The following is a 24,658-nucleotide window of genomic DNA, read 5'->3' on the forward strand; positions in this document are numbered from 1 at the left end:
TTGGGTTAAGGGATACTTTATCACAGTACAGCGACAGGAGATTAGAAAGGAGAACTTATGAAGATTACGGGCAAAAAACCATGGTATATGGAATATCTGCTGATCATTGTCGGAACTGCTCTGATGGCAACCGCAATTACATCCTGTTTTGATGCGGCAGGGCTGGTAACCGGAGGTTTTTCCGGTATCGCGATCCTGGTCAAGGCAGGGACAAAAAATTTATATGGAAATGGAATTCCACTCTGGGTAACAAACCTTGTTTTAAACGTTCCGGTATTTCTTCTCGCGGCAAAAATAAAGGGAGTTCCATTTGTCAAAAAAGCGCTTCTGGGAGATCTGTCACTGACTGTGTGGCTGGCAGTCCTTCCGGCATGGAAACTGTCCGGAGACTTTCTTCTGGTTGCTTTATATGGTGGACTTCTGCAGGGTATTGGTATCGGTTTTGTGTTCCTTGGGGGAGGAACGACGGGAGGAACAGATCTTCTTGCAGCCATTGTGCAGAATTACCTGAGACATTACTCCATTGCGCAGATCATGCAGTTTATTGACGGGGCAGTTGTAGTTGTCGGTATGTATGTATTTGGCGTGGAGCGTGCACTTTATGCGATCATTGCAGTTTTTCTTGTCACCAAAGTATCGGATGGAATTATTGAAGGTTTGAAATTTTCAAAATCTGTTTACATTATTACGGATAAGCCGGATGAAGTTTCCAGGATGGTCATGGAAGATCTGGATCGTGGGATCACAGGAATTTCTGCAAAAGGAATGTATTCCGGAGAGGATAAACTGATGCTGTTCTGTGTGGTTGGAAAGAAAGAACTGGTGCAGCTGAAGGAGAAAATTGACGAAATTGATGAGAATGCATTTGTTATTGTGGGCGATGCGAGAGAGGTTCATGGGGAAGGTTTCATAGAAAAATAGGAATTATACACAAAAAAATGCAAAAAAATTAAGTTTTGGTCTTTTATTTTTGGTGATTTTGTATTAAAATAACAACTAACGAAGCTAAGCTATGGGGAAAAAGGCGAAATAAACGCAGGCAGCGGGAAGGGATGTAAGCAGATGATATCAAATCAGGTACTACAGAATACACTAGAGGGATTAAAAGAAATATCCAGAACAGAATTCTGCATTATTGACACAGAGGGAAAGGTGCTTGCAACAACGTTTGCAGACTTTTCAATTCAGCCAGGGGATATACAGGCATTTGTGGAGTCCCAGGCAGACAGTCAGCTTGTAAAGGGCTTCCAGTATTTTAAAGTCTGTGATGACTATCAGCTGGAATATATACTGGTTGCACATGGTGACGACGAAGATACTTATATGGTAGGAAAACTTGCAGCATTCCAGATTCAGAATCTGATCGTTGCATACAAAGAGCGTTTTGACAAGGACAGTTTTATCAAGAACCTTCTTCTTGATAACCTGCTTCTGGTAGATATTTATAATCGGGCAAAGAAACTCCACATTGATGCAGATGTCCGTCGTGTAGTTATGATTCTGGAGCTTCAGCAGGAAAAAGACCACAGCTCCATGGAAAGCGTAAAGAGCTTCTTTGGCGGCAAGAGCAAAGATTTTATTACCGCAGTCGATGAAAAGAGCATTATCATTGTCAAGGAACTGGAAGACGGAGAAGGTTATGCGGAGATGGACAAGCTTGCGCATGCCATTCTGGATACGCTTGGTCTGAATCAGAATGAAGAGACACATATTGCATACGGTACGATCGTAAATGAACTGAAAGAAGTTTCACGTTCCTACAAGGAAGCAAGGATGGCACTGGATGTCGGTAAGATCTTTTTCGCTGAAAAAGATGTCATTGCATACAGCTCCCTTGGTATTGGCCGTCTGATCTATCAGCTTCCGATCCCGCTGTGCAAAATGTTCATCAAAGAAATCTTTGAGAATAAATCTCCGGATGATTTTGATGAGGAGACGCTTGTCACGATCGACAAGTTCTTTGAGAACAGTCTGAATGTATCTGAGACATCCAGACAGCTTTACATCCACAGAAATACACTGGTATATCGTCTGGATAAGCTTCAGAAGAGCACCGGACTCGATCTTCGTGTATTTGAAGATGCGATCACATTTAAGATTGCACTGATGGTCGTACGCTACATGAAGTACATGGAGACACTTGAGTATTAATATGAAAATTTCGTGAATTCAATAAAAATGCTTGCATTCCGCTATGAAATATGTTACAACATTGTTACGAAATGTTAATAAATCATACCGCAGGATGCAGGAAGTGTGCAAGAAATGCTGCCGGGACTCTGGCAGCATTTTTTATGGGGTTCGAAGAAGTGCTGTTTTGAAAAAGAAAGACAGACTTGTTTGAACCGGATAGAGACAGAGGAGGATAATATGGAAACGATGATCGATCTGATTGATGTGACAAAATCGTATGGCAAGGGCCTTCCGGCTGTGAACCATGCAAATTTGCACGTGGATAAAGGAGAATTTGTATTTGTAGTCGGCAGCAGCGGATCAGGGAAATCCACACTGATCAAATTACTGATGAAGGAACTGGACAGTACCAGCGGACAGATGGTTGTCAGCGGGGAGCGACTGGAGAAGATGAAACATCGCCGTGTAGCAAAATATCGTCGTAAACTTGGCGTTGTATTTCAGGACTTCCGTCTTCTGAAAGACCGTAATGTCTATGAAAACGTAGCGTTTGCACAGCGTGTTATCGGAAGACCGACACGAGTGATCCGCAGACGTGTTCCGGAAGTACTGCAGGAAGTAGGGCTTGCTGAGAAATACAAATCTTTTCCGGATGAACTTTCCGGTGGTGAGCAGCAGAGAGTGGCACTTGCGAGAGCTCTGGTAAACCGCCCGGATATTTTGCTGGCAGATGAGCCTACCGGAAATCTGGACCCGAAAACTTCTGAGGAGATCATGAAGCTTCTGGAACAGATCAATGAACGTGGTACGACTGTTCTTGTAGTTACGCACAACAAAGAAATCGTAAATGCAATGAAGAAACGAGTTGTTACCATGCATGACGGCGTGATCGTCAGCGATGAAAAAGAAGGAGGATATCATGAGGCCTAGTACAATCTGGTATACTCTCAAACAGGGTATCAAAAATATAAAAAGAAACTGGATGTTTTCCATTGCATCCATTCTGACCATGGCAGCATGCATTTTTCTGGTGGGCGTTTTCTACTCACTTGTAACAAATGTAGATAATATTGCACATAAAGTAGAACAGGAAGTACCGGTCACGGTATTTTTTGATGAAGGAACAACAGAAGAACAGATGCAGGAAGTCGGAAATCTGATTCAGGCACGTCCGGAAGTAGAGAGAATTGAATTCGAGTCTGCTGATCAGGCATGGCAGAATTTTAAAGATCAGTATTTCCAGGGATCTGATGCGGCAGAGGGATTTAAGGATGATAACCCGCTTGTTAATTCTTCAAACTACCATGTATATCTGAATCAGATTGAGAAACAGACAGAGCTGGTAACTTATATTCAGGGACTGGATCATGTAAGAGAAGTAAATCAGTCTGAGCAGGCAGCCAATACACTGGGAAGCTTTAACAAACTGGTTTCCTATGCATCTATTGTGATCATTGCGATTCTTCTGATCATTTCTATCTTCCTGATCAGCAATACTGTTTCTGTAGGTATTTCTGTTCGTAAGGAAGAGATTGGAATCATGAAATACATTGGTGCGACAGATGCATTTGTCCGTGCGCCGTTCCTTCTGGAAGGTATGGTACTCGGCGTGATCGGTGCGGCAATCCCACTGACAGCACTGTATTTCCTTTACAATACAGTAGTGGAATACATTTTAAATAAATTCAGCGTTCTGACAGGTGTGGTTGCATTTATTCCGGTATGGCAGATCTATCAGATCCTTCTTCCGGTCGGTCTGGCACTTGGAATCGGAATCGGTTTTATCGGAAGCTTACTGACAACAAGAAAGCACCTGAGAGTATAACAGATACCAGGGCAAAAGCGTTGAATTCGCATGAGCAGATATAAGAAAGAGCGGCATGGACTTTAAAGTCTGTGCCGCTTATGTTATATTAAAAAACAACAGAAAAGGAAATGATGAGAAAGGCAGTTGAAATGAAACATAAAGAATATATGACAGGGATTTTAACAGGGGTACTGGTAACGGCACTGGCAGCTGGCGGACTGCAGCTGGCACAGAGGGACACAGGGAGTGGAGTACTGGCAGATTCGTCTCATGTAAAGAAAGTAGAGTATCTGGAAAGTCTGATCGATCAGAAATATCTGGGAGAGGTTGACGAAGATGAGCTGGCAGAGGGAATATATGCCGGATTGATCTATGGACTTGGAGATGTGTATTCCCGCTATTATACCGCGGAGGAATATGCACAGGAGACTGCAACGACAGAAGGCTCTTATGTGGGAATCGGAGTTTCCATACAGAAGAATAAAAATGGCGGGGTGCAGATCGCAGAGTGCTATGAGGGCGGATCTGGCAAAGAAGCAGGTCTGATCGCCGGAGACGTAGTCACTGCAATTGATGAGACTGATGTCACAGATATGGAGCTTTCGGATGTAGTGAGCCTGATTCGGGAAAATAAGGACAAAGAGATCGTTCTGACCGTGCAGAGAGAAGATGAGGAAGAACCACTTGAGATTTCCGTAAAAGTTACAGACGTGGAACTTCCGGCAGTGTTCAGCGAGATGCTGGACGAAACGACCGGTTATATTCAGATCACGCAGTTTACCGGGGTGGCAGCACAGCAGTACAGGGAGGCTTTTGCAGATCTCAAAGAACAGGGGATGCAGAGAATGGTAGTTGATCTCAGAGATAATCCGGGAGGGCTGCTGACATCTGTCTGCGAGATTTTGCGTGAAATCCTTCCGGAAGGTCTGATCGTATATACGGAGGATAAAAACGGCAATCGCGAGGAAGAAACCTGTGATGGCAAAAATAAGCTGGATATGCCGCTTGCGGTTCTTGTGAATGAAAGCAGTGCCAGTGCATCCGAAATTTTTGCGGGAGCGGTGCAGGACTATGGAATCGGAAAAATCGTGGGTACTACGACTTATGGAAAGGGAGTTGTACAGGAACTGCAGCAGTTAAAAGACGGCAGTGCGGTCAAACTGACGATTTCCAATTATTATACACCAAACGGAAATTCTATTAATAAGACCGGGATTAAGCCGGATGTAGAGGTCAAACTGGCAGCAGAGCTTCTGAATAAAACAGAGATTACGCATGCGGAAGACAATCAGCTTCAGGAAGCAATCCGCACGCTGGATGAAGAATGATATTGAAAAGACGAAAAATGACGTAAGACAAATTTAACAAATTTAAAATAAATGTAAAAAAAGACTTGCTTTTTCTTTGATTCTTACTTAAAATACAACATGAAGGCTTTGGCGTGTTTAAGAAAGGAACGATTAAATGAGCAAGACAGGCAGATACAAAAGAAGCATCGCACTGGTATTTATATTGTTTCTGATGCTGAGTGCAGTGCTGGTGACGGATACCCCCGTCCATGCGGCATCCAGTATAAAAACAGCAACTGTAAAGACAAAGATAAAGGCTTCCAGTAATACTGCCCTCAGAATAGAATGGAACAAAATTTCTTCTGCGCAGGGTTATGTGATCTACCGAAGAGAATCAGTCAAAAAATCATATACAAGGATCAAAACAGTAAAGGCAGGCACTACTACTTATCTGAACCGTGGACTTACATCCAGCAAGCCATACCAGTATGCTGTCCGTGCATATCGCAAGGAAAATGGCAAATATGTTTACAGCAAATATGTGGCAGCCACAGGAGCAACCCGTCCGGCAACGACAACAACGACCGCTAAGGCTGCATCCAGCAGTAAGGTGAATGTGTCCTGGAAAAAGAATACCCGTTCAGACGGATATCGTATTTACCGAAAAGTAGTTAACGGAAGCTGGGCGGTTGTTGCAGATGTTGCAAAGACACAGTCTTCTTATGCAGATGCAAAGGTAAGTGCAAATACAAAATATGTATATACGGTGCGTCCATACAAAAAAGGCGGCGGAGTGAAATACATGTCCGCAGTGAAGCTGAGCAATCAGGTTACAACACCAAAAGCACCGGCGGCAAATACTTCCAACAGCAATTCGGCAGGAACATCTGTCAGCAATTCGAAATTTACCGCAGCACAGAAAGATGTCATGAAAAAGATCCTTTATGCAGTAGAGACCGGAGGACAGGTTTACGGCAAACAGGATTATGCAGATTTTACCAGGGCATATACAAACAGCAGCGCGGAGCATGCGATCACGATCGGTGCAGGACAGTGGTATGGTACAGAAGCTCAGAAACTTCTCAAACTAATCCACCAGACCATGGGAGATACTGCATGGAAGAAATATGATACATCCAACGGACTGTGGAATGATGTATGCAACAAAAACTGGTCTACATACAAAGATACAAAATACCAGAGTATCATTGTAAAGATCATCAGTTCCGATACCGGAAAGAAATGCCAGGATCAGCTTATGTATGAGCAGATTGCAGCATATGAATCAGAGGTCCGCAATCTTGGAGTAACAGATGTACAGGCAGTTGGCATGTTTATTAATATCCGTCATCAGGGCGGTTATACTGCTGTGACAAGAGTTCTTGGCAAGACAAAAAAACCATACAATCTGATCAATGTTTACAATGCACTTGCATCAGATTACGGAAATCAGGTAGGTACATATAAGACGAGACAGGCAAAGGTTTATCAGTGGCTGTATACTTACATGAAATAAAGAATCATTACGGTTGGTTTCGAGAGAAATCAGCCGTTTCTTTTTGTAAAATCCATTGCACAGGTTAAGAATAAAATGCTATAATAATATAGATATTTTTGCAGAATGCAAGGAGAAGGCTCATGATTTTAACAGAAGATAAAACATATACCATGTCGCTGGAGACGGAGAATCATTATAGCGACAGCGGCTTGACCAATAATACCGTAGAACTGGAATTTACCAACAAAGAACTGCTTCATGCGATTCTTACCTGTGGTATGCCGATACAGAGACTGACAGCAGCTTTTCCGGAGAAAAAACGACTGGAAACTTTGTATAAGCTTTTCCTGGTGGAAACAGCGCTGGAGACGGAGGGCGACCGGTTAAAAAAGTCCAAGAAGATCGCATATCTGGATTCCTCTGAAAAAAGTGTCATTTCCTATTATATGGGTATGTTTTTTACAAAGATGATCAGCCACAGATTATATGGTTCTGAATATCTGACCAATCTGAATCTGATTGAGACACCTGATCACAGGGAATATATTGATTTCTTTGCAAGTGAATGGAGACCGGAGATGATTGGTTATAGCCCGGTTTCACAGAGCTGGAATGTCTGGGAGGCAAAGGGCGGAAGTAACTACAGAGAACAGGCACTCAAAAAAGGTGCAGATCAGCTGAAGGCAATCGGCACATTGAATGGTGTACGCCCGGATCCGGCAGCTGTATGTATGACGTATTATGATCATGGCTATCTTTGCGGAATCTTAAGAGAGCCGGAGGGAAATACAGAAGGAGAACAGCTGAAGTTCAGCGAGGAAGATTTTTATAAGGCATATTATAAACCGGTCTGTGAATTGTTTCTGGATAAAAGCAGTAATCTGAGACTTTATGATACTTATGCAGAGGTATCATTGGATCTGCCGTATTTTACAGAAGATTACAAAGAGCCGGATGAACGTAAGATATGCCTGGGAATTTCAAGAAAACTTCTGAGTCATCTGATGGATGGTGATTACGAGGCAGTCGCAGAGCTGCGCAGAGAAAAAACACAGGAATCCTGCCCGGAAGGGGCCTATATGGGAATGGATGGTGTTTATATAAGATAAGAGAGAGCGTCAGTGCTCTCTCTTTTTCCATTCTTTCCATTTGCGCATAGCTTCCGGATTCTGCTTTTCCAGACGTTCCTCCAGACGCTTGCGGTTCTGTTCCAGACGGGCGGCAAGTTCCGGGTGCTCTTCCAGCATTTTTTCGTGTATGCGTGTACGACGTTTTTCAATCAGGTCAAGAATATGACGATGATCTTTATGCAATTCCAGTGGAAGCTCATCAATATGTAATTCAATACGGCGCAGGATCTCATCTTCATCTAGTGCACCAAGAGAATGCCAGTTATCAAGAAGCTGCTGCAGACCTTCTGCGGAGAGCCGTTCGACATCGGGCATCTGATGCAGATGTTCAATGATCTGATGTGTGGCTTTTTCCAGCTCTTCAACAGTGTCATTACCAAAAGCCCAGGCAAATTCTTCGAGAGTATTTTCTTCTTCTGCCGGAAGATGTGCCTGACTGCGAAGTTCTGCCAGTTTTTTGACTGCTTCGGGGATTTCCAGATCATAAGGTTTCTGGATACCGGCATCGTTTAGTGCGGCAAGAATGGTACGACGGACACATCCGTCCTTGATAAGGTGTCCAATGCCGAGAGCACGCATCTGGTCATTCAATGTGGAGGCATGTTCTGTGATATAAAAACGAATCCCTCGTTTTTGCATGTTGGCAGCGATGGATTCCAGACGGTCAGCGGCAGTGATATCGATCGAGTTGACAGATGCGGCATCGACGATCACGACCTGCGTATCATCTTTCAGACTGTTTTCCAGGTCTTCCTGAAAGATCTTTATATTGGCAAAGAAGAGATTTTCACTGAAGCGGTAGATTACAACATGACGGATCGGATAGGCATGCGGATTACGTTTCAGGTCATAATATGCTTCCTTTCCGGGAATGATACCACGGAAAGAACGCGGCGGGTTGGTGGCCTTGAGGATCACAGCGGTAAAAGACAGCAGGATGCCGATGACAACGCCATAGATCGTACCGAGAAACAGCACACTGATGCAGGCTGCCATAAAGATATAAAATTCATTACGGCTGACTTTGTACAGGCGGACGGCGAGATGGACTTCAACGACATCCATTAGGGCAGAGATGACAATCGCTGTGAGCACCGGAACCGGCAGATAGCCAATGAAACCGGTAAATCCTGAGAGAAGGACTGCCATGACGATTCCGGCTGTAAGGGAGACCGCCTGGGAAGAACCTCCATACTGTTCGTTCATGGAAGTACGGGAGATGCTTCCGTTTACCGGGCAGCAGCCAACGAAAGCTGCAGAGATATTTCCGGCAGCACAGGCAAGGATTTCCTGTCGGTCATTCAATTTGTAATCATTTTTAAATGCAAAGTTATTTTCTGCAAGAAGAGTTTCGGCCATGATCACAACGGCAACCATCAGACCGCGGCCGATGACCTGTGTCAGCTGTACCTGTCCAAAATGTGGAAGGACGAAGGTTGGCAGTCCCGGTTCGACAGATTGCAGCAGGATGACACCGTGCTGATCAATATGAAAAAAGACGGTGCAGAGTACGCCAAGAGCCATGATCATGACTGCAACCGGAAATTTCGGAAAAATCTTTTTGGACAGGCGGATCAGAAGCAGGGCACCGATGCCAAGTCCGAGAGAAAGCCAGTTGATATTGCGGCATGTCAGGAAGATATGCTGCAGAAGCTCAATGATCTCACCGGATCCTGCACTGCCTCCGAGCAGCTTCGGAATCTGCATGCAGATGATCGTCAGAGAGATTCCACTGATAAATCCACCCATGACTGGTGTGGAAATGAAGTCTACCATACGGTCTGCGTGGAGAAAATAAAAGAGCAGAAGCCACAGACCGGCAAACAGTGCGATCATGGGAACGTAGTACAGGGCATCAGCAGATTCCGCTGCAATTCCGAGAGAGGCCAGGGCACTGCCTACGATTGCGGCAGGAGCAGCATCAACGCCAAAGATAAACTGTTTTGAGGTAGAAAACAGAGCAAAAAACAGGATCGGAAAAACAGAACCATACAGACCGTAGATGGCAGGAATTCCCGAAATCTGTGCATATCCCATAGAAATAGGAATGGATACTGCGGCAATGATGATCCCGGAAAAAATATCCCTGGGAAGATGATTGAGATTATAATTTTTCAGAGTAGGAAATAATGTCAGTTTCATAAGATGCCTCCTTTTCTGACTGTATTGTATCATAAGAGAACATTATAAAAAACAATTTAATCAAATATTGTAATCATGTCGTTGATATGGCATAATAGATAAGGAATGTGAAAAACAAGAAAAAACAAAGTTAAGAAAACGTAAAAAATACTTTAACAGGAGGAGTCAGTCCTGATGAAGAGTTCTCAGGGACAACTGACTACAGAGGAGAAAAAATATGGCAGTATTTTCAATGATCTTATCTTTGCTCTCAGGAGTGGCATTATTTCTGTTTGGAATGTCTTTGATGGGAGATGGCCTGAAACTTGTAGCAGGCAACAAACTCGAGGCATTTCTGTACCGTATGACAAACACTCCGCTGAAAGGAGTTGCACTTGGTACCTGCGTGACCAGTGTTATTCAGTCTTCTTCAGCGACTACCGTTATGGTCATCGGTTTTGTAAACTCCGGTATGATGAAGCTGAAACAGGCGATCGGTATCATCATGGGAGCCAACATCGGAACCAGTATTACAGGTTGGATTCTATGTCTTTCTTATATTCAGGGATCCGGTGGTATTGCAAGTATTCTTTCAACAGCGACAATTTCCGCAGTGGTAGCTGTGATCGGTATCATTCTTCGTATGTTCTGCAAAAGATCCGTACATAAGAATATCGGAAACATCATGCTTGGCTTCGCGATTCTTATGACTGGTATGCAGACAATGAGTGGGGCGGTAGCACCGCTTCGTGAAAGTCCGGTATTTATTGACATGTTGACGATGTTTTCAAATCCGATAGCCGGTATTCTGGTAGGTATTGCTTTTACAGCGGTACTGCAGAGTGCATCTGCAACTGTCGGTGTTCTTCAGGCACTTTCCGTAACCGGTATCCTGACATTTGCCAGTGCATTCCCGATTGTTCTTGGTATTGGTGTAGGTGCAGCCTGTCCGGTTCTGATCTCTGCGATCGGAGCAAACAAAAATGGTAAGAGAACTGCACTCATCTATCTGATGAATGACCTGTTCGGCTTGATCATGTGGTCTATCGTTTTCTATACTGCAAATGCAATCGTGCATTTTGGATTTATGGATATGATCATGACACCAGTTACGATCGCAGCACTGAATACCGTGTTCCGTGTAGCTACTGTTGTGGTACTGTTTCCATTTATTCCGAAACTTGAAAAACTGGTGTGCATGCTTGTCAAAGACAGTGCCGAGGAGCTGGAAGACGAGGCAGATTTCGATCTGCTTGAAGAACGTCTGATCAATTATCCGGCTCTTGCGATCGCACAGTGCCATCGTGCAATGAACGGCATGTCCAAGAAGCTTCGCAAGAATGTCAACCGTGCAATGAACCTTCTGAATGATTATCAGCAGGACAAATATGACAAGGTGCAGCGCAAAGAAGACCTGATCGACAAGTATGAGAGTCGTCTTGGCGATTATCTGATCCAGCTTACCAAGCGAGAGATGAATACTGCACAGACCAGACAGGTTTCCCTGTATCTGCATACGATCAATGACTTTGAGCGAATTGGTGACCATGCTTCCTATATTGCACATATGGCAAATGAGATGCATGACAATCATACAGAGTTTTCACAGGCTGCATGGGATGAACTGAATGTCGTTATGGAAGCGGTTCGTGAAGAAATCAATGTGACGTGTAATGCTTTTATGAAAGATGATAAAGAAGCGGCACAGAGAGTTGCTCCACTGGGAGCAGTCATTACGAATCTCTGTGATGAGCTGAAGATGCATCATGTAGAGCGACTGAGCAAAGGCGAGTGTGGACTGGAAGAAGGTACGGTATTCAATGATATCCTGAACAGCTTCGGACGTATCGCTGCCCATAGTGCAAGTGCAATGACCGCACTCTTAAAGAGCGGTGAGCAGGATTCGGATCTTCATATTCATGATTCCAAAGTTTATCCGACAGACAGCTGGGAATATTACACATACTTCAATGAGTACAGACAGAAATATGATGTTGTGGACAATGCAGAGCATGTATTAAGTATGGAACCGGAAGAAGTAGAGTAATTAAAAAGCATCATTAAGTAAACAGAAAGTGTAGAGCAAATGTTTAAGTTGTTCTACACTTTTTTTGCAATGAGCTGAAAAAGTTTTAGGAAAATGCCGCTTTAGCATAGAAATAAAGAAAAGTATATGCTATACTGAAATGAATAAAAATGAGGGGTAATGCATTTTTATGCAAAACAAAAGAAAAGGAGAGAGGGAATGTTTGCATTATTCGAAAACTTAACAAACTGGTTATGGGGGCTGCCTTTATTGATCACAATTCTGGTAACAGGAATCTATCTGACGATCCGCTCCGGATTTTTCCAGTTCCGTCACTTTGGACATATCGTCAAAAATATGTTCAGCAAAGAACGTCGTGAGGAAGGTGGAGATGACGGCAAGAGCCTGACACCATTCCAGGCGATTTCCATCGCGATCGGAGGAACCGTTGGTGTATCCAATATGTCCGGTGTTGCAACCGCGATCGCAACGGGAGGTCCTGGTGCACTGTTCTGGCTGTGGGTCGCTGCACTTCTTGCCATGATCATCAAAATGACAGAGGTAACTCTGGCTGTCTACTACAGAGAAAAACAGCCAAACGGCGAATATCTCGGTGGACCGACCTACTATATGCAGAAAGGTCTGGGCGATGAGAAGAAGCTTCCGTTCTGGAAGATTTTTGCTGTATTATTCGGTGGATGTATCTTTATGACATGGTTTATCACTCTTCAGAACTATACGGTATCTGAGGCAGTTGGAAGTACCTTCAAACTTCCATACATCGTACCGTCTCTTTTGTATGTACTCGCAATCTATGTGATCATCATTGGCGGTGTAAAGAAGGTCGGCGTGATCTCCTCTTATATGACGCCGATCATGTGCCTGCTTTATATCCTGGGATCACTGTTTATCCTGCTCACAAACTTTGAACAGCTGCCGGCAGCATTCGGCATGATCTTCAAAGGTGCATTTACCACACAGGCTGCTGTTGGTGGATTTTTGGGAGCTGGTGTCGCAACCTGTATGCGTCTTGGTTTTGCCCGTTCTGTATACAGCAATGAGGCTGGATGGGGAACTTCTCCGATGATCCACGCTTCTGCGAAGACAGACCATCCGGTAAAACAGGGTCTGATGGGAGCATTTGAAGTATTTGCAGATACTATCGTAGTCTGCTCTATGACAGGACTTGTTGTTATCGTGACAGGTTACTGGAATTCGGGACTTCAGGGATCCGAACTTACTCTGACTGCATTTGAATCCGGCATGGGTTCTGTGGCACGTGCACTGATCGCACTCAGTATCTTCCTGTTTGGCCTGACCACTTCTACAGGCTGGTTTACATACTACAGTGTCATCCTGAAACACTGGCTCAAGGGAAATCAGAAAGTCCTCAAGGTCGCAGAAAAAGTATTTATTTTCGGAACTCCGTTATGGGGTCTGCTTGTAACTGTACTGACTCTCTATGGAAACGGAACACCGGCACAGCTCTGGGTGATCGCAGATTTCACGACCGTATTCCCAACATTCGTAAACGTAGCGACTCTGTTTATCTTAAGCGGAACCTTTATCAAACTGCTTAAGGATTACAAAGCACGTTACATGGGAATTGGAGAGGTAGACAAAGATCTTGCGCTTTTTTACGAGGATAAAAAGGCAAAAGAAAACAAGTAATTTACCAGAAATAATTCATAAAGGATGAAGAAGCAGTGGATAAGATTTTTTTTAACGGACGAATCCGTACATTAGATGATGCCGGCCACATAGCAGAAGCGGTTGGCGTGGAAAATGGCAAAATTGTTTTTGTAGGAACCAACGAAGAGGCACAGAAGATCGCCTGTGATGAAAAAGTTGACCTTGGCGGCAGACTGCTTCTTCCGGGATTTGTGGACACGCATCTGCACATGCTGCATTATGCATTTGTAGAGCGTTCCGTCAAACTGTTTGACTGCACCAGCGTAGAAGAAATGCTGGACGCAGCCAGGAAGCGTATCGGGGAACATGCGGATAAACCGCTGACCTGGCTTTACTGCCGCGGATGGAACGAAGAACATTTTGCGGAGCCGCGATATCCGCACAAGGATGAGCTGGATGCCCTGTCCACAGAAATCCCGATCATCATGGTCAGAGTCTGCGGACATGTAGGTGTCTGCAACAGCCGCGGCCTGGAACTGCTCAAGACGATTCCTCAGTTCTCTGAGATCGAGAAGGATGTTGATCTGGAAACAGGTCTGATCAAGGAAAATGCTGTACAGTTTTACTATTCCCTGCTTGACACCCCGTCACAGGAGGAAGTAGAAAACTACATTACCTACAGCGCAAAAAAACTGAACGAATGCGGCTTTACCGGTGTACAGTCTGATGACCTCGCAGCACTTCCGGGCAAGAACTGGAAGCGTATCATGAATGCCTACAAAGCACTGGATGCGAGAGGCGAGCTGAATGTCCGCCATTATGAACAGTGCCTGTTTGAACGTTTTGATGATGCCAGGGCATTTGTGGAAGAGGGATATCGTACCGGTCAGAGGGGCGATCATTTTACAATCGGGCCGATGAAACTCATTCAGGATGGCTCCCTTGGTGCGAGAACTGCGGCGATGAACGAGCCATATGAAGACAGCCCTGGAAACTGCGGAAACATTACCTTTACGCAGGAGGAACTGGATGAGCTGTTTGCATTTTTTGACCAGCATCAGATGCAGGCGGCAGTACACTGCATTGGCGACCGTGCGATGGATATGGTGATCGAAGCAATCGCGAAATCCCCATACCGTAAAGATAATGCCAAGGGCAGACATGGAATCGTCCACTGTCAGATCACAAACCCGCGGATCCTGCGAGCAATGAAAGAAAATGACATTCTGGCATATATCCAGCCGGTATTCGTCGATCTTGATATGAATACTGTAGAACCGGCGATCGGAACACATCGGATGGAAGGCATTTATGCATGGAAGACCATGCTGGATCTCGGTATCCATGCATCCGGCGGCTCCGATGCACCGGTGGTGAGCTTCGATGCAATGGAAAACATTTATTTTGCCGTGACCCGCAAGAATATAAAAGGAGAGCCGAAAGAGGGCTGGATCCCGTCGGAACGCCTGACAGTAGATGAGGCAGTGAAGCTTTTTACAAAATATGCTGCTTATGCGTCTTACACAGAGGATGAGAACGGCACGATCGAAGTCGGCAAGAATGCGGATTTTGTTGTGCTTGAAAAAGATATTTACGAGATCGACCCGGATGAGATCAAGACCACCAAGGTGGATATGACGATCCTTGGAGGAAAGACTGTATTTGAGAGGAAATAAGTATGTATGAAATTATGAGTGCAGATGAAGCTATCCGTCTGATCCGGGCTGGAGACTGTATCTGTGTGAATTCATTTGTAGGAATCGAAAACCCGACCGAACTTCACGAGGCGTTATACAGGAGATACCAGAAAATGCAGTCGCCGACGCATCTGACGATCGTATCCAGTGCCGGATTTGGTGTCTGGGACGACGAACACAATGCGGAAGGATATATCCGTGACGGGGCGGTGGATAAGTTGATCTGTGGCCATTTTGGGGCGATGATGAGCACCAAGAAGCTGGTGCTGGAGGACAGATTTGAGGCATATAACCTGCCGCTTGGCTGTATTTCCCATGCGATCCGAGCACAGGCAGGCGGTCTTCCGGGAGCATTGTCAAAGGTCGGACTGGATATTTTTGTCGATCCGAGAAGGGAAGGCCCTGGGATCAACAGAATTTCCATCGATGATTCACTGGTGAAGCATGTGGAAGTGGATGGGGATGAATTCCTTTATTATAAATTACCAAAGATTACGATTGCCATGATCAAGGGAACTGCTGCAGACAGAAAAGGAAATATCACATTTGATGATATGTTCATGTCCGGCGATGCACTGTCAATCTGTCAGGCGGTCAAGGCGAACCGCGGAAAGGTGATCGTACAGGTAGATCGTCTCGTAGATACACCGTCCCGTCCGCGTAACGCCATCATTCCGGGATGTCTGGTCGATGCGATCGTTGTGGCAGAGCCGGAGGAGAGGAACGAGGCGTACACGGCACTTACCGGAAGCTTTGAGATTCCGTACAAAGAATGGCATACCTGGAATGAGAAGATCAATGATCTCTCCCAGAAGCAGCGTAAAAACAATGTTCCGGCAAATATCATCGGAAAAAGAGCTGCCAAGGAACTGCGAGTGGATGATATTGTAAACATCGGAATCGGAATCCCGGAAATGGTATCGAGATATGCACGAAAAAGTGGGATGCTTGATATGATCACACTTACGGTAGAATCCGGAGGAATCGGAGGTTTCCCTGTTTCGGGCGAAGCGTTTGGCGCAATGATCGGTGCCGCCTCCGTTTACGATATGGCAAATCAGTTTGATCTGTATGACAACGGTGGATTGGACATCTGTTTCATGGGAGCGCTGGAAGCAGACCGGCATGGAAATATCAATGCCCATAGAGGAACGGGAGCCTTCGCAGGTATTGGTGGTTTTGCCAACATCACAGCCAAGACCCCGACCGTAGTTTTCTGCATGACCTTCAACGCCAAAGGACTGGAAGTCACACAGGAAAAAGGTGTCGTGACCATCCACAAAGAAGGTGAGATTTCCAAATTCGTAGAGAATGTGTCCAGCGTCAGCTTCTCCGCAAAACGCGCGATCGAAAACGGCCAGAAAGTACTCTACGTAACAGAACGATGCGTCTTCCGCCTCACCCCAAAAGGCCTGAAACTGATCGAAGTCTATCCGGGCGTGGATATGCAGAAAGATATCCTCGACAGACTGCCGTTTGAGGTGGAGGTTTGAGAAAAAATTTGCTTTGAGCACAGCGTGGGAATGTTTTAGCATCGACATAATTGCCCGAGATATTTCCGATGTTTGATGAGATTGTTATATGGTGCGGCTGTCATCGGGTTATGCATTCGAACTATTTTCCGATGCTGGATGTGGTGATTATATTTGGGTGTCGTCATCGGGTTATGCACTTGAATTATTTTCCGATGTCAGATACGCTTGTTATACTGGGCTATGAGCATCGGGTTATACACGTGAGGCATTCTCGCCGTCTGGTCTGTCTATTATGTGGCATTGCTGACATCGGTTTGGAAATGTGGTATCTTTCTCGATGCAGAAGCTTCTTTAGCTTCCTGAATTGAGACAGTGAAATTGAAAAATGATAAAGGTAAGATAGAGCATTTGGTTTCACAGAGGACCGAATGTTCTATTTTTTATGCTTTGATAAAAGTAATGGACGAAGAAAAAAGTGTTTTGTTGTGTACTTGCTTTTTGAAAAAAATAATGAAAATTTCAAAGTGATATTTCATTGAAAAAGGAGTATTTTAAACATAAATCAAGCGTGCGTAAGGTGGTGATTAAAATTGCAGGCATCAGATTTCGTACCTATTTATGAGGAGATTGCGAAAACAATCGGAGAAGAACAGACTATAAAGCTATATGAAAATTTTCGAGGACAGCAAATTACGTTTCCAAGAAGAATCTATAGTATAGAGTATGTCTCTCGTTATGTAAAGGATAATTACAATGGAAGCAACGCAAGAGAATTGGCACGAAAATTTGATTATTCAGAGAGACGGATCAGAGAATTTATAAAACAAAATAAATGATTACAAAGGAATGAGATTAAGAGAGAGGTGATGAACATATGCCAGGTAAAATGTGCCCTCACTGTAAAGAACGCACCTTGTATAAGACCACAGGGGAAAACAGAAAATGTACAAAATGTGGTTATGAAATGATTGTTCCAATAAAAAGTAAAGGGCGCGGGGAAAAATGTCCCAATTGTGGAAAAATGACGGTACATAGTCAGAATGGAAGATTGATGTGTACAAATTGTGGCGCAACATTCAGAGGAGGAAAACATGAGCGTAATTAGTATGTTGGAAGAAAAAATAGTAAAATCTAAGGCACACAAAGTAAATATGCCAAAAGAAATTGAAAAGAAGTGTCATGTAGCAATTCACACTGCAACAACGGCAGCTGCAGCAGCAGGAACATTTCCGATTCCAATGTCGGATGCTGTGCCAATTACTATTGCGCAAGTAGCGATGGTTGTTTCTTTGGGAAAAGCATTTGATGTATCACTGTCAGAGTCAGTTGCAAAGTCTATAATTAATGTAACAATAGCACAGCAGGCAGGACGATCGATCTTTTCCAATGTTTTAAAGGCAATACCAGGTGCGGGAACAGTTATTGGAGGTATTGTAGGGGGACTTACAGCAGCAGTTTTAACAGAAGCATTGGGCTGGATTGTCGCAGATGATTTTTATCGTGTATCCCAGGGAAAAGAACCTGAAAATATTGCCGAAAATGTATCGGAACTCAAGCAATTATTTAATGGACTATAAGTATCTGTAAAATATATAATCAGTTAAATATGAAAATATTTTCCAAAGTATACTTTATTAGAAGATGAAAAAAGAGTAAGAAGACGTTCGTAAATCTTAAGAGGTGAGATTCCGGGCGTCTTTTGCTGTGTGCTGTGAAGGTAGAGTTTTGTTGCTCTTAAAAAATGCTGATTGAGAAGCAGGTGTAAACCGGTTATAATAAAATTAGGAAGAAAGGAAGGGTGTTGCATGAAAAGAAAAATAAGGGTTTAATGGGATCCTATAAAATTACAAAACAGTATTTAGCCTGCTCTTTGTTTGATATATAGTAATTGAAAATATAATGTATGAACATAAAAGATTTGTTATAATCTAAAATAAATATGACAGAAAGGTTGGCGTTCAAATTACACTCCGAATACCAGCCCACCGGCAATCAGCCCCAGGCTATCGAAAAACTGGTCAAAGGCTTCAGGGAAGGCAACCAGTTCGAGACTTTGCTGGGTGTCACAGGCTCCGGTAAGACCTTCACAATGGCCAATGTCATCGCTCAGCTCAACAAGCCAACTTTGGTACTTGCGCACAATAAAACACTGGCGGCGCAGCTTTACGGTGAGATGAAGGAATTCTTCCCTGAGAACGCAGTGGAATATTTTGTCTCCTAGTATCTTGATATTAATTTGCATACTATATATTGATTTGATAAAGTGGAATAACACTATATAAAGTATAATGAACGATGCGTTAAAAGCAGATGGACATGATGGATTTGCTACAACGGTGAACAAAATTCGTCGAAGAAAGTAGTAAAATTGGTGCATGCAAAATACTGATTGAGAAACGAAGGTAAACTGGTTATAATAAAATCAAGAAGAAAGGTTTGTGATTTGCGGAGGACTTTATAATGAATGAAAAAACAGAAATTACTTTTATGCAGACAAGATTAATCCGGCTGGCTTCAGAAGAATGGCATTTATCTGTTGAGAGGATCATTCACCTGTTTAAAGAAGCTGATGTTCTTGGATATATAGAAAAATGTTATGGGATTTTTCATTGTGAAGGTGATGAAGCCGTGCTTGAAGATATTACGGAGTTTCTTGAAGGAAAGGGGATAGAGGTTAATGCTTGAATTGAAAGATGGATTTGTTCTCTATCATGGCAGTTACTGTGAAGTAAAAGAGCCAGACCTTGCTAAATGTGCAAAAAGAAAAGATTTTGGACAGGGATTTTATTTAACCACCTCAAAAGATCAGGCAGAAAGTTTTTTAAGAACTTCGATAGCTAAAGCAATTGCAACCGGCAAAATTGCGGATGATGCAACAAATGCTACCCTTACTGCCTATCTTGCCGGAGCTTTTGGAACAGCAGGTGATGAAGAAGCAGACGATTTCTGCATCAGACAGTTGCTGCCTAATAAATTAAAAGATCAATATTGCTTCAAAACAGAAGCGGCTATTGATTGTCTGAAATTTGTGAAAGGTGAGAAGATATGGCTGAAGTAACAATTTCAAAGGAAAAAATAAATTATACGATAGATCTTCTTATTACTATGGTAACAGAAGAAATTGCAGAGGAAACAGGGAAAGACAGAAAAGATGTATTAACAGATTTCCTGTGTTCAAGGACAGGCAAGGCCATATATGATGAGAAAACAAAGCTATGGTGTAATGGCCCCGCATATATAGCTGAATTGTATATGGAAGAATTAAAGAATGCCTGAAATGAGTAACTCATAGTATGATCAGCAGAAAATAAGGTGATGATGTATGCCAAAGAATATGCAGGATTTAATGAAACAGTATGTAGAAGCGGTCAAGAAGATTTACGGCTCCCATGTACGTCAGATAATCCTTTACGGTTCTTATGCAAGGGGCGACTTCCGTCCGGATTCTGATGTGGACATTATGATTCTGGTGGACATGTCGGATCTGGAGCTAAAGGCATATGCACAACAGCTCTCTTATATGACGTATGATTTCAATCTGGATCATGATCTGGATATCAAGCCTATTGCAAAAAGCGAAGCACATTTTAACAAGTGGATCGTGAATTATCAATTTTGTGCCAATATTCATAAAGAAGGAATTGTTTTGTATGGAGCAACTTGAACAGCAGAAAGAGAAACCAAATGAAAGAGGATGAAAAGATAACAGCATTCAAAGAACTGGTAGAATTGATTAAAGAAAATTCAGAATATCTACCAGAAGACTTTGACCCAGATGCAGAGCTGGAAAAGGGAAGAAAAGAAAACTATTCAGAAATGATTTTTGAGACGAATAATATCGAAGGAATGTAGATGTCCCCCAGGGCTTGAGACCCTGAGGGATGTTTTTGTTATGTAAAAGGATATTATTCTAATAATCTCAATGGGTGATTTCCATACCATAAACGGTATGATTGCAGAACAAATTTAACATAGTTTCTGACAGCATAGAAATTATGCATATCACAGTTATAGAGCATTAATGTAGAATATCTGGATGCATTGCTTGAAAAAGTCGCTCCTATTTGTAAATCAGCAGGGAACAAGAGCCGAGAACTACTGAATATGGCGTTAATGGAAGACGTTTTACCGAAAAAGAAGGAGCCTGATGCAGAAATTGTTCTGGATACAATGATAAATGTAGATGAATTTTTAAAGAACTAATGTTCGCATCATATATACAATTTCAAATTTCCATGATATAATATCTCTTACATTTGAGTGTTAATTCGTCCACGTTAGTTTTACTACTTTTTATCAGTCTATAAAATATTGGGTGGTGAACAAAATTTGTCGAGGGGCATATTCGGCTAAAATCAGGAAATGTGCTTCGACGAATTTCTGCCTGATAGACGAACTTTTTTGATATAAAAATCAGGAGGTGCTTTTGTGCAAAATTCACAACAAATTTTCAAATTACACTCCGAATACAAACCCACCGGCGACCAGCCCCAGGCCATCGAAAAACTGGTCAGGGGCTTCAAAGAAGGCAACCAGTTCGAGACTTTGCTGGGTGTTACCGGATCCGGTAAGACCTTTACAATGGCGAATGTCATCGCCCAGTTAAATAAACCAACTTTGGTACTTGCGCACAATAAAACACTGGCGGCACAGCTTTACGGTGAGATGAAGGAATTCTTCCCGGAGAACGCGGTGGAATATTTTGTCTCCTACTACGATTACTACCAGCCGGAGGCCTACGTCCCATCGACTGACACCTATATAGCAAAAGATGCTTCTACCAACGACGAGATTGACAAGCTTCGTCTGTCCGCAACCGCAGCACTTTGTGAACGCAAAGATGTCATCGTAGTTTCTTCTGTATCCTGTATCTATGGACTGGGTGCACCGGAAGAATTCTTCGATATGATGATTTCTCTCCGCCCAGGCATGGAAAAGGACCGTGACGATGTCATCAAACAGTTGATCGATATCCAGTATAACCGCAACGAGATGGATTTCCATCGAGGTACTTTCCGTGTGCGTGGTGATGTGCTGGAGATTTTTCCTGCCAACTACTCAGATCGCGCGATCCGCGTGGAATTCTTCGGAGATGAGATCGATCGCATCACAGAAGTAGATGTGCTGACTGGCGAAATCCGCAATGAACTGAAGCATGCTGCGATTTTCCCTGCATCTCATTACGTTGTTCCGCAAAGTCAGATTCAGCGGGCAGCGGATGCAATCCTGGAGGAAATGAAAGAACAGGTTTCCTATTTCAAGAGCGAGGATAAGCTGATCGAAGCGCAGCGAATTGCCGAGAGAACAAACTTTGATGTGGAAATGATGAAAGAAACTGGATTTTGTTCTGGAATCGAGAACTACTCGAGGCATCTGACAGGACTTGCACCGGGACAGCCACCATATACCCTGATGGACTATTTTAAAGATGACTTCCTTCTTATTATAGATGAGTCTCACAAGACCGTATCACAGGTTGGTGGAATGTATGCCGGGGACCAGAGCCGTAAGCAGACACTGGTCGATTATGGATTCCGTTTGCCGTCCGCCAAAGACAATCGTCCATTGAGTTTTGACGAGTTCGAGAACAAACTCGATCAGGTGATGTTTGTTTCTGCAACTCCGGGGCAGTATGAGGCAGAACATGAACTTCTTCGCGCGGAGCAGATCATTCGTCCGACCGGACTTCTGGATCCGAAGGTTGAAGTCCGCCCGGTGGAAGGACAGATTGATGATCTGATCAGCGAAGTGAACAAAGAGGTGGACAAAGGACATAAGATTCTGATCACGACCCTGACCAAACGAATGGCAGAAGACCTGACAGATTACATGAAAGATGTCGGCATTCGTGTCCGTTATCTGCATTCTGACATTGATACGCTGGAACGTGCGGAGATCATCCGTGATATGCGTCTGGATGTCTTTGATGTGCTTGTCGGCATCAACCTTCTTCGAGAGGGACTGGATATTCCGGAAATCACACTGGTTGCGATTCTTGATGCAGACAAAGAAGGTTTCCTCCGTTCAGAAGTTTCTCTGATTCAGACGATCGGACGAGCTGCCCGAAACAGTGAAGGCCATGTTATCATGTATGCGGATGTGATGACAGATTCCATGCGCAAAGCCATTCAGGAAACGGAACGAAGAAGGACGATCCAGGAGGCTTACAATAAAGAGCATGGAATTACACCGACCACGATCAAGAAAGCTGTCCGGGATCTGATCACGGTTTCCAAGGCGGTTGCCGAGACGGAAGACAAACTTAAGAAAGATCCGGAGTCTATGACAAGAAAAGAGCTGACCAAACTGATCGGCCAGGTGGAAAAGCAGATGCGTGCAGCAGCGGCAGATCTCAACTTCGAGCAGGCGGCAGAGCTGCGTGACAAGATGATAGAGCTGAAAAAGAGTCTGGATGAAATGGACGAATAGAACGCTGCTGATCTCGGTCTGAATTCTTTTTTGGAGTATGCATATTTTACAAATTCTTTCACTTTACTCTTGTACAGCGATGGAGAGAGTGCTAAAATGGAACAAGCACTAAACGAAAGAGGTAATCGATATGCAGTTTTCCAAGAGATTAGACAGATTTGGAGAAGAAATCTTTGCAGCCCTGAACAACAGACGGATGCAACTGGAAGCACAGGGCATGAAAATTTATAATATGAGCGTGGGAACTCCGGACTTTAAAACGCCGGAACACATCAAAAAAGCCCTGGCAGAAGCGGCCATGGATGACAACAACTGGAAATACAGTCTCAGAGATCTTCCAGAACTTCTGGAAGCGGTCTGTACTTATTATAAAAAACGTTTTGACGTAGAACTGACTCCGGATATGGTCATGACTGTTTATGGAAGTCAGGAAGGTATGGGACACCTTGGAATGGCACTCTGTGATGAGGGAGATATTGTTCTTCTTCCGGATCCATGTTATCCGGTATTTGCAGCAGGAAGCCTGATGGCAGGAGCGGAGCCATATTACTATCCACTGGTGGCAGAACATGACTTTCTTCCATATGTAAAGGACATTCCGGAAGAAGTAGCACGCAAAGCAAAATATATGGTAGTTTCCCTGCCGTCCAATCCGGTAGGAAGTATTGCCACACCGGGGCTGTATGAAGAAATCGTAGAATTTGCAAAGAAATATGATATTCTGATCATTCATGATAATGCATACAGCGATATTATCTTTGACGGAGCACATGGCGGAAGCTTCCTTGCAACAGAAGGAGCAAAAGAAATCGGCGTAGAGTTTTTCAGTCTTTCCAAATCCTTTAATGTGACGGGCGCAAGAATCAGCTTTCTGGTAGGCCGGCCGGATGTGATCGCAGCACTTCGCAAACTGAGAAGCCAGATTGATTTTGGTATGTTCCTTCCAATTCAAAAAGCAGCGATCGCAGCACTCAATGGCCCGTTGGAAAGTGTGCAGGAGCAGTGCCAGATGTATCAGGAAAGACGTGATGCACTCTGCAATGGTCTCCGAGAGATTGGATGGGATCTTCCGAATGGCAAAGGAACCATGTTTGTCTGGGCAAGGATTCCGGGAGGACGTACAGACAGTATGGCATTCTGTATGGAACTGATGGAAAAAGCAGGTGTCATTGTGACACCAGGAGCAAGCTTTGGCCCTCATGGGGAAGGCTATGTACGTTTTGCTCTTGTGCTTCCGCCGGATAAGATTCGCGAAGTAGTAGAGGCAATCCGCAGAAGTGGTCTGTAAATCCGGGATTACAGAAGCAGAATACTGCAGGAGATGAAATTGTCACAGGATAATTGATGGCATTACAAATATTATAATATAGAACGAACAGACAGGATCACAGTATCGAACACAGAAGGGAAACTGACAGAAA

General features: G+C 43.8%; 21 protein-coding genes and 1 pseudogene. 21 read left to right on the plus strand and 1 reads right to left on the minus strand.

The window, feature by feature from the left end:
* Positions 1 to 57 precede the first annotated feature (57 nt).
* The 7 genes from KQI91_RS00355 to KQI91_RS00385 all read left to right on the plus strand — a co-directional run bounded on the left by KQI91_RS00355 (position 58) and on the right by KQI91_RS00385 (position 7,836).
* Positions 58 to 921, plus strand: coding sequence for a YitT family protein (locus KQI91_RS00355; RefSeq protein WP_216390897.1), 864 nt, complete (start codon positions 58 to 60; stop codon positions 919 to 921).
* Between the two features lie 141 nt (positions 922 to 1,062).
* Positions 1,063 to 2,151, plus strand: coding sequence for a PucR family transcriptional regulator (locus tag KQI91_RS00360; RefSeq protein WP_216390898.1), 1,089 nt, complete (start codon positions 1,063 to 1,065; stop codon positions 2,149 to 2,151).
* Positions 2,152 to 2,379: 228 nt separating this feature from the next.
* Entirely contained in the window at positions 2,380 to 3,063 is a 684-nt protein-coding gene (ftsE, locus tag KQI91_RS00365; protein ID WP_216390971.1) for a cell division ATP-binding protein FtsE, read from the plus strand.
* The gene (gene ftsX, locus KQI91_RS00370) at positions 3,053 to 3,958 is read left to right on the plus strand and encodes a permease-like cell division protein FtsX (protein ID WP_216390899.1); all 906 of its coding nucleotides are present in this window, start codon (positions 3,053 to 3,055) and stop codon (positions 3,956 to 3,958) included. Before ftsE ends, ftsX begins: the two co-directional genes overlap by 11 nt.
* Before the next feature lie 131 nt (positions 3,959 to 4,089).
* Positions 4,090 to 5,268 (plus strand): S41 family peptidase, encoded by a 1,179-nt coding sequence (locus tag KQI91_RS00375; RefSeq protein ID WP_216390900.1) that lies wholly within the window; start codon positions 4,090 to 4,092, stop codon positions 5,266 to 5,268.
* Between the two features lie 136 nt (positions 5,269 to 5,404).
* Positions 5,405 to 6,745: a fibronectin type III domain-containing protein gene (locus tag KQI91_RS00380; protein WP_216390901.1), complete on the plus strand. Its 1,341-nt coding sequence runs from the start codon at positions 5,405 to 5,407 to the stop codon at positions 6,743 to 6,745.
* Positions 6,746 to 6,867: 122 nt separating this feature from the next.
* Positions 6,868 to 7,836, plus strand: coding sequence for a hypothetical protein (locus KQI91_RS00385; RefSeq protein WP_216390902.1), 969 nt, complete (start codon positions 6,868 to 6,870; stop codon positions 7,834 to 7,836).
* A gap of 9 nt (positions 7,837 to 7,845) precedes the next feature.
* On the opposite strand, the gene KQI91_RS00390 is transcribed toward KQI91_RS00385, so the two are convergent.
* Positions 7,846 to 9,999: a SulP family inorganic anion transporter gene (locus tag KQI91_RS00390; protein WP_216390903.1), complete on the minus strand. Its 2,154-nt coding sequence runs from the start codon at positions 9,997 to 9,999 to the stop codon at positions 7,846 to 7,848.
* A 217-nt stretch (positions 10,000 to 10,216) separates the two neighbouring features.
* On the opposite strand from KQI91_RS00390, the gene KQI91_RS00395 reads away from it, so the two are divergent.
* The 14 genes and pseudogenes from KQI91_RS00395 to KQI91_RS00460 all read left to right on the plus strand — a co-directional run bounded on the left by KQI91_RS00395 (position 10,217) and on the right by KQI91_RS00460 (position 24,525).
* Positions 10,217 to 12,025, plus strand: a complete 1,809-nt coding sequence (locus tag KQI91_RS00395) for a Na/Pi cotransporter family protein (RefSeq protein WP_216390904.1) — start codon at positions 10,217 to 10,219, stop codon at positions 12,023 to 12,025.
* Between the two features lie 198 nt (positions 12,026 to 12,223).
* Entirely contained in the window at positions 12,224 to 13,675 is a 1,452-nt protein-coding gene (locus tag KQI91_RS00400) for an alanine/glycine:cation symporter family protein (protein WP_216390905.1), read from the plus strand.
* A gap of 35 nt (positions 13,676 to 13,710) precedes the next feature.
* The gene (locus tag KQI91_RS00405; RefSeq protein WP_216390906.1) at positions 13,711 to 15,312 is read left to right on the plus strand and encodes an amidohydrolase; all 1,602 of its coding nucleotides are present in this window, start codon (positions 13,711 to 13,713) and stop codon (positions 15,310 to 15,312) included.
* Between the two features lie 2 nt (positions 15,313 to 15,314).
* Positions 15,315 to 16,826 (plus strand): CoA-transferase, encoded by a 1,512-nt coding sequence (locus tag KQI91_RS00410; protein ID WP_216390907.1) that lies wholly within the window; start codon positions 15,315 to 15,317, stop codon positions 16,824 to 16,826.
* A 572-nt stretch (positions 16,827 to 17,398) separates the two neighbouring features.
* The gene (locus tag KQI91_RS16365) at positions 17,399 to 17,644 is read left to right on the plus strand and encodes a Mor transcription activator family protein (RefSeq protein WP_216390908.1); all 246 of its coding nucleotides are present in this window, start codon (positions 17,399 to 17,401) and stop codon (positions 17,642 to 17,644) included.
* Between the two features lie 255 nt (positions 17,645 to 17,899).
* On the plus strand, positions 17,900 to 18,385 hold the full coding sequence (locus tag KQI91_RS00420; RefSeq protein WP_253288291.1) for a DUF697 domain-containing protein: 486 nt from the start codon (positions 17,900 to 17,902) through the stop codon (positions 18,383 to 18,385).
* Positions 18,386 to 18,759: 374 nt separating this feature from the next.
* Positions 18,760 to 19,026 (plus strand): annotated as a pseudogene (locus KQI91_RS00425) (DEAD/DEAH box helicase family protein); the annotation flags it as partial.
* A gap of 242 nt (positions 19,027 to 19,268) precedes the next feature.
* On the plus strand, positions 19,269 to 19,493 hold the full coding sequence (locus tag KQI91_RS00430; protein ID WP_216390909.1) for a DUF3791 domain-containing protein: 225 nt from the start codon (positions 19,269 to 19,271) through the stop codon (positions 19,491 to 19,493).
* Positions 19,486 to 19,866 (plus strand): DUF3990 domain-containing protein, encoded by a 381-nt coding sequence (locus KQI91_RS00435; protein ID WP_216390910.1) that lies wholly within the window; start codon positions 19,486 to 19,488, stop codon positions 19,864 to 19,866. The genes KQI91_RS00430 and KQI91_RS00435 overlap by 8 nt, the downstream gene beginning before the upstream one ends.
* Positions 19,854 to 20,084, plus strand: coding sequence for a hypothetical protein (locus KQI91_RS00440; protein ID WP_216390911.1), 231 nt, complete (start codon positions 19,854 to 19,856; stop codon positions 20,082 to 20,084). The genes KQI91_RS00435 and KQI91_RS00440 overlap by 13 nt, the downstream gene beginning before the upstream one ends.
* A gap of 46 nt (positions 20,085 to 20,130) precedes the next feature.
* Positions 20,131 to 20,472: a nucleotidyltransferase domain-containing protein gene (locus KQI91_RS00445; protein WP_216390912.1), complete on the plus strand. Its 342-nt coding sequence runs from the start codon at positions 20,131 to 20,133 to the stop codon at positions 20,470 to 20,472.
* A gap of 20 nt (positions 20,473 to 20,492) precedes the next feature.
* Positions 20,493 to 20,660 (plus strand): hypothetical protein, encoded by a 168-nt coding sequence (locus KQI91_RS00450; RefSeq protein ID WP_216390913.1) that lies wholly within the window; start codon positions 20,493 to 20,495, stop codon positions 20,658 to 20,660.
* Positions 20,661 to 21,236: 576 nt separating this feature from the next.
* The gene (uvrB, locus tag KQI91_RS00455) at positions 21,237 to 23,237 is read left to right on the plus strand and encodes an excinuclease ABC subunit UvrB (RefSeq protein ID WP_216390914.1); all 2,001 of its coding nucleotides are present in this window, start codon (positions 21,237 to 21,239) and stop codon (positions 23,235 to 23,237) included.
* Between the two features lie 130 nt (positions 23,238 to 23,367).
* On the plus strand, positions 23,368 to 24,525 hold the full coding sequence (locus KQI91_RS00460; protein WP_216390915.1) for a pyridoxal phosphate-dependent aminotransferase: 1,158 nt from the start codon (positions 23,368 to 23,370) through the stop codon (positions 24,523 to 24,525).
* Positions 24,526 to 24,658: the final 133 nt, after the last annotated feature.

It is taken from the genome of Blautia sp. MSJ-19 (assembly GCF_018918125.1).
GTDB lineage: Bacteria > Bacillota > Clostridia > Lachnospirales > Lachnospiraceae > Blautia_A.